The organism is Bradyrhizobium sp. MI1.3 (genome assembly GCF_055811695.1).
Map to the genome: position 1 here is coordinate 1 of NZ_JBVVPQ010000145.1, position 6,455 is coordinate 6,455.

The 6,455-nt window shown below is 66.3% G+C and carries 5 protein-coding genes; 1 reads left to right on the top strand and 4 read right to left on the bottom strand.

Annotated features, from left to right (window positions below; genetic code table 11):
• Nucleotides 1-30: 30 nt before the first annotated feature.
• Entirely contained in the window at nt 31-804 is a 774-nt protein-coding gene (locus tag AC0L3A_RS39640; protein ID WP_007599397.1) for an MBL fold metallo-hydrolase, read from the bottom strand.
• Between the two features lie 12 nt (nt 805-816).
• Nucleotides 817-1,728: a DMT family transporter gene (locus AC0L3A_RS39645; RefSeq protein WP_354200537.1), complete on the bottom strand. Its 912-nt coding sequence runs from the start codon at nt 1,726-1,728 to the stop codon at nt 817-819.
• Between the two features lie 95 nt (nt 1,729-1,823).
• Between AC0L3A_RS39645 and AC0L3A_RS39650 the strand changes: the two genes are divergently transcribed.
• Nucleotides 1,824-2,687 carry a LysR family transcriptional regulator gene (locus AC0L3A_RS39650; RefSeq protein WP_007599393.1) on the top strand — a complete coding sequence of 288 codons (864 nt, stop codon included), beginning with the start codon at nt 1,824-1,826 and terminating at the stop codon, nt 2,685-2,687.
• Between the two features lie 239 nt (nt 2,688-2,926).
• On the opposite strand, the gene pdeM is transcribed toward AC0L3A_RS39650, so the two are convergent.
• The gene (gene pdeM, locus AC0L3A_RS39655) at nt 2,927-3,598 is read right to left on the bottom strand and encodes a ligase-associated DNA damage response endonuclease PdeM (RefSeq protein WP_354200538.1); all 672 of its coding nucleotides are present in this window, start codon (nt 3,596-3,598) and stop codon (nt 2,927-2,929) included.
• Between the two features lie 53 nt (nt 3,599-3,651).
• Nucleotides 3,652-6,228: a ligase-associated DNA damage response DEXH box helicase gene (locus tag AC0L3A_RS39660; RefSeq protein WP_473256456.1), complete on the bottom strand. Its 2,577-nt coding sequence runs from the start codon at nt 6,226-6,228 to the stop codon at nt 3,652-3,654.
• Nucleotides 6,229-6,455: the final 227 nt, after the last annotated feature.

Here is a 6,455-nt window from a genome sequence, read left to right on the forward strand (position 1 = left end):
CCCGGTCAAGCCGGGGCATGACAGTTGGGGCTACGGCGCCTGCACCACGGTCGGCACCCCCGGCTCCAGCAATCGCAGCCTTGTGCCAAAACCCAGCACATCAAACGTCTTGCGCAGATCCTCGCCGTTCTGGCGGAAATGCGCCCAACCCTCCGTATGAACCGGCACGATCATCGCATCGGGGAAGGCGCGTGCGGTCTCGATGGTGTCGTTGGTGTCCATGGTGAGATGGAACGGCCCGCGCGTTTGCGCGGCGCCGGCGAAAGGCATCACCACGCCGCATTTGAAGCGGCGCGCGACCTCGGCGACGCCGTCGAACCAGGTGGTGTCGCCGCTGATATAAACCGAAGTGGTGTCGGTCCGGCTCGACGACACCACGAAACCGATGACGTCGCCCGACAGCGGCTCGATGCCGGCCGGGCCGTGGCGCGCGGGCGTGGCGGTGATCGTCAGCGTATTGCCGTCACCGTCTTTCAGATGCGAGGTCGCCCATGGCGCGAGGCCTTCGACATGGCCGCCCAGGCGCTTGGCGCCGGCCTCGGTCGTCAGCGCGCGCGGCGCTTTAAGCAGATAGTCGCGGCCGGAATTGTCGAGATTGTCGGAATGCTGGTCGTGGCTGAGCAGGACCGCGTCGACCGGGCCGATTGCGTCGGCCTTCAGCGCGGGTCCAATCGTCTTCTCCAGCTTCACATGCGGCAGTTGATAGGCGCCGGGCGCATCGAAGGTCGGGTCAGTGAGCAGGCGGAAGCCATCGATCTCGATCAGCGCAGTGGGACCGCCGATCAGGGTGATGGAAATGGGCATGATGGACTCCTCTTACGAGACGGATTTTGCGGGCCGCGTCACCAGATAGATGCCAAGTGCGACCGGGATGATTCCGAGCAGATCGCGGGCCTCGACATGCTCGCCGAGCACGAGATACGCGAACAGCATTCCGAGCGGCGGCATCAGGAAATGATAGGCACTGGCAGCCGTCGCGCCACACACTTTCAGGAGATGAAACCAGAGCCAGTAGGCCATGATCGAGCCGCCGAGCACGAGGAAGGCGAAAGCGCCGATCAGGCCCGGCGTGAAGTCGATGGCATGGACGTCAGCGAAGGTGAGCGCGACCGGCGTCAGCACGATGCCGGCGGCGAGATTCTGCACGCCATTGCCGATCCACAACGAGCCCTTTGGCGCGAGCAGCTTGAACAAAATGGTGCCAGCGACGAGGGAGGCAAGCGAGGCCAGCGTGAACACGATGCCGTGCAGCGAGTCGGTGCCGACCGACAGGCGGTGCCAGACGATCAAGGTCACGCCCATGATGCCGAGCAGGAGGCCGCTCGCCTTGCGCCACGTCATGCCTTCGCCGAGCAGAATCGCGGCGAGGCCCGCCGTGAACACCGGATTGGCCGACACGATCAGGCCGCCGAGCCCGGCGGAGACCGATTGCAGCCCGGTGTAGCCGAGGCCGAGATAGAGCGCGTTGTTGGCGACGCCGAGCACGGCGAAGATCGCGGCATCGCGCCAGGACAGCGACCAGTCGTCGCCGCGGACCAGCGTGGCACCGATGATCAGGATGCCGGCGAGCGAAAAGCGCGCGGCGAGCAGGATCAGCGGCGGGCAATGGGTCACGCCGATCTTGCCGGCGACGAAGGCGTAGCTCCAGAGCAGGCAGAACGCGCCGATGGCGAGCGGCAGCGTATTGAAGCGGCTGCGGGGAACCGAAATCGAGGGGGCGAGCGACATGCGAATCTCCTGAGCCCTCGATCTAGGGAGCCGGCTTGTCATTTGGAAATTAAATGATTAACTTCTAGTCAGTGGATTTTCGAATGGAGGCGCCCATGCTCGATCTGGAGCTCCTGCGCAGCTTCGTGTCGGTGGTCGATGCCGGCGGCTTCACCCGCGCCGGCGAGCGCGTCCATCGCACGCAATCGACCGTCAGCCAGCAGATCAAGCGGCTGGAGGAGGATGTCGGACAGGTGCTGCTGCATCGTGACGGCAAGGATTTGCGCCCGACTGAAGCCGGCGAACGGCTGCTGTCCTATGCGCGGCGGCTGTTGTCGCTTGCGGAAGAGGCCCGCGACGTGCTGCGCCAGCCCGACGGCGAAGGCGCGATCCGGCTCGGCATCCCCGAAGACTTTGCGGCGTACCGGCTGGCGAAACTGCTCGGCGCCTTCTCGCGTTCGCATCCGGGCCTGCGGCTCGATGTGCGCGCCGACCAGAGCAAGAACCTGTCGCGCGACCTCGATCGCGGCGAGCTCGATCTCGCATTGTTCAAGCGCGCAGCCGGTGAGAAGGGCGCGATCGCGGTGTGGCCGGAGCAGGTGCACTGGGTCACCAGCAAGAGCCATCCGATCCACGCCGATGTCGCCTCGGTGCCGCTGATCGGCTTTCCGCTCGGCTGCCTCTACCGCGCCGGCGCCATCCACGCGCTGGAAAGCGCGGGCCGCATTTGGCACATGTCCTACACGTCATCGAGCCTCGCCGGCATCCAAGCCGCGGTCGCTGCCGGCATGGGGCTGAGCATCCTGTCGGAGATGGCGATCCAGTCCGACCACCGCGTGCTGACCGCGAAGGATGGATTTGCGCCAATCAACCGGACCGAAGTCGCGTTGATGGCCGCGCCGGGTGCAAGCCCCGCGACGCTGCGGCTCGCCGATCGGCTGGCAGAGTTCTGCGATGACGTGCAGGCGAAGGCGGCGTGAACCGTTGCGATAGTCGCGATCTGCGGCTGCGAGACCGGTACGTTCCCTCCCCCCTTGTGGGGGAGGGTTAGGGAGAGGGGTACCACACGGGGACTATCTCGATTCGCACACGCGTTTGCGCGACGCCAACGCGCAACTTTTCCTGGGCTACCCCCCTCCCCTGCCCTCCCCCACAAGGGGGGGAGGGAGCGCAATGTGCGCGTGGTGAGAGGGTTCAGCCCGATCGAAGCGATAGCTAGTCAATAACACCGCGACGCGGCAATCGCGTGAACGCGGCGGTCGCCGAGCAAATGCGCGACAAAACCATTCTTTGGAAAGATCTTTGCAAACGCCGCGTCGCGGATGCTGAGGCCGCCGGCATAGGCGCCGAAGGCGGGCATCACGGCGCGCATCCCATCACAGGCGAAACAGCGGCGCTCCATCGAGCGGCCGCGCGCGGAGACGCGGGCCTTGGGATGGAGATGGCCGGCGATCTCGCCGCCCGCGCCGGTCGGCTCGTGGCGGAAGGTGATCGGGCCGATCGCGACTTCGTCGGCGACGGTGCCGCCGAGATCACGCGGCAGCGCCGGATCGTGATTGCCCGAAATCCAGATCCAGTCGCGGCCGGCCTGCAAGGCGGCGACCGCGTCGCGATCCTCCGCCGACAGGCGTCCATGCGCGCTGCGATCATGAAAACTGTCGCCGAGCGCAATGACGATGCGGGGATCATGGCGGGAGATGACAGCAGCGAGACGACTGAGAGTCGCGATGGTGTCGTAAGGCGGCAGCAGTACGCCGCGCATGGCGAAGCTGGAACCTTTTTCCAGATGCAAATCGGAGACGACGAGCAGGCGCTGCTCTTCCCAGAACAGTGCGCCGGAGAGATCGGCGGCGAACGTCACGCTGCTGATGTTGACATTCGAAACGCGCATGTCCTCGTTATCTCCTGAAACCAGCGCGCCTGCCGTCACGTCAAAACCTGCTCTTATCCCATCGCCTCTTTGACCAGCTCATCGGCGGCCTCCGCCAGGAGCTCGTCTCCAGCTTCGCCATAGACTGACTCGCGGCCGATTTCCAGCATCACGGGGACGGCGAGCGGGGAGACGTGGTCGAGTTCCCGGTGGGTGATCCGGCCCTGAATGCGCATCAGCATGTCGCTGAGGCGGCGCAGATCGAGCAGGCCGGTGGCGGCATCGGCCCGCGCGGCACGCAACAGCACGTGATCGGCCTGGTGTTTTCGCAAAACGTCGTAGACGAGATCGGTCGAGAACAGCACCTGGCGGCGGCTCTTCTCCTCGCCGGTGTGACGGCGCGCGATCAGGCCGGAGATGATCGCGCAATTGCGAAACGTGCGCTTCATCAGTGCGGATTCGGCAAGCCAAGCTTCGAGATCGTCGCCGAGCATATCAGGGTCGAACAGCGCATCGAGGTCGATCCTGCCGTCCCGGATCATGGAGGACAGGTCGCCGAGCGCCCAGACCGCGATCGCATATTCGTTGGCGACGAAGCCGAGCGGTCGGGCGCGGGCACGCTCCAGCCGGCGCGTCAACAGCATGCCCAGCGTCTGGTGCGCGAGACGGCCTTCGAAGGGATAGCAGACGATGTAGTGCTTGTTGGCGCGGGGAAAACTCTCGACCAGCAGCTCGCGCACTTCAGGCACACGCGAGACGTCCTTTTGCTGCGACAGCCAGTCGCGCACCTGCTCCGGCAAGGCGCCCCACGCGCGCCCGTCATCGAGCAGGCGGCGGACCCGTTCGGCGAGATAGGTCGAGAGTGGGAACTTGCCGCCCATATAGGACGGCACCTTCGGGTCCTTGTCGTTGGCGCGCGAGACATAGACCTGGTCCTCGACCAGGGTCTCGTAGCGCACCACCTCGCCCGAGAACACGAAGGTGTCGCCGGGGCTGAGGCCCTCGATGAAGGCTTCCTCGATTTCGCCGAGCAACCTGCCGCCGCGCGCGATCACGCCCGTCGACCCGCCTGCTTTTCCTTGACCACCGCCGCGCGATCGCACCAGCCGCACCTTCAGCATGTCGTCCTCGACGATGGTGCCGACATTCATCCGGTAGCTCTGCCGCACCTTGGGATTGGCGACGCGCCAGCGCCCCTCCTTGTCCTGCTTGATGCGGGCGAAGCGCTCATAGGTCTTCAGCGCGTAGCCGCCGGAGGCGACGAAATCGACCACGTCGTCGAAATCCTGCCGCGTGAGATCGGCGTAAGGTGCGGCGGTGCGCACTTCGTCGTAGAGCTCGTCGGAGAAAAACGGCTCGCCGCAGGCGCAGCCGAGCACGTGCTGGGCCAGCACGTCGAGCGCACCGATCCGCAGCGGCGGCGTGTCCTGCGCATTCTCCGCGATGGCGTCGATCGCGACGCGGCACTCCAGCACCTCGAAGCGGTTCGCGGGCACCAGCACCGCGCGCGAGGCTTCGTCGAGCCGGTGGTTGGCGCGGCCGATGCGCTGCATCAGGCGCGAGGAGCCCTTGGGCGCGCCGATATTGACGACGAGATCGACGTCGCCCCAGTCGACGCCGAGATCGAGCGAGGAGGTGCAGACCACGCCGCGCAGTTTGCCCGCCGACATCGCATCCTCGACCTTGCGGCGCTGGGCGACGTCGAGTGAGCCGTGATGCAGCGCGATGGCAAGGTTGTCGTCATTCATGCTCCAGAGATTCTGGAACAGCATCTCGGCCTGGCTGCGGGTGTTGACGAAAACCAGCGTGGTCTTGTTCGCCTTGATCAGCTCGTAGATCTCGGGAAGCGCATGGCGGGCACTGTGGCCGGCCCAGGGCAGGCGTTCGCGCGTGTCCATCATTTCGACCAGCGGCGGCGCCGCGCCGCCGGCAAGGACGATGTCGGCCGCCGCTTCCGTGCCGCCGGGCTGCGGCACCAGGAAGCGCGCCAGCGATTCCGGCTCGGCCACGGTCGCCGACAGGCCGATCGCGCGCATCTGCGGCGCCAATCGCCACAGCCGCGCCAGCCCGAGGGAGAGAAGATCGCCGCGCTTGGACGTCACCAGCGCGTGCAGCTCGTCGAGCACGATACGCTTCAGCGAGGAGAACAGGAACGGCGCGTCGTCGGAGGACAGCAGCAGCGCGAGTTGTTCGGGCGTCGTCAGCAAAATGTCAGGCGGATAGCGTCGCTGCCGCTGCCGCCGCGACGTCGGCGTGTCGCCGGTGCGGGTCTCGATCTTGATCGGCAGCGCCATCTCGGCGACGGGACGCTCGAGGTTGCGCGCGATATCGACCGCGAGCGCCTTGAGCGGCGAGATGTAGAGCGTGTGCAGGCCGCCGGTGCGTTGCAGACTGCGGCCGGTGGAGATCACCGATTTCGCCGAAGCTTTGGGCGTAGAACTCAACTCCACCAGCGTCGGCAGAAATCCCGCCAGCGTCTTGCCGGCGCCGGTGGGCGCGATCAGCAGTGCGGACCGGTCCTCGCGCGCCTTCTCCAGCAGCGCCAATTGATGCGCGCGGGGCGACCAGCCGCGGGCTGTGAACCACGCCTGGAAGTGGTCGGGCAGCAGCGCGGCAGGCTCGGCCGGAGATTTGCGGATGCGGGGCGGCACGGCATCACAGGTAAGCCGTGGGGGTGGGTTCGTCGAGGGGGTGGTCCCGTAGGGTGGGCAAAGCGAAGCGTGCCCACCATGTGCACCCGAATGCATGGAGAGATGGTGGGCACGGCGCAAGTGCGCCTTTGCCCACCCTACGGGACCACCCCCTCGACGAACCCTGCGCCGCTGCGGCGACGAGCTCACGCGCGCCAACGTGCTGAAGCAGGCCTCCAACCTCAAAG

Excerpts from the sequence above, each read along its gene's own strand:
- AC0L3A_RS39640 (WP_007599397.1), bottom strand. The coding sequence starts at position 804 with ATGCCCATTTCCATCACCCTGATCGGCGGTCCCACTGCGCTGATCGAG.
- AC0L3A_RS39645 (WP_354200537.1), bottom strand. The coding sequence starts at position 1,728 with ATGTCGCTCGCCCCCTCGATTTCGGTTCCCCGCAGCCGCTTCAATACG.
- AC0L3A_RS39650 (WP_007599393.1), top strand. The coding sequence starts at position 1,824 with ATGCTCGATCTGGAGCTCCTGCGCAGCTTCGTGTCGGTGGTCGATGCC.
- pdeM (WP_354200538.1), bottom strand. The coding sequence starts at position 3,598 with ATGCGCGTTTCGAATGTCAACATCAGCAGCGTGACGTTCGCCGCCGAT.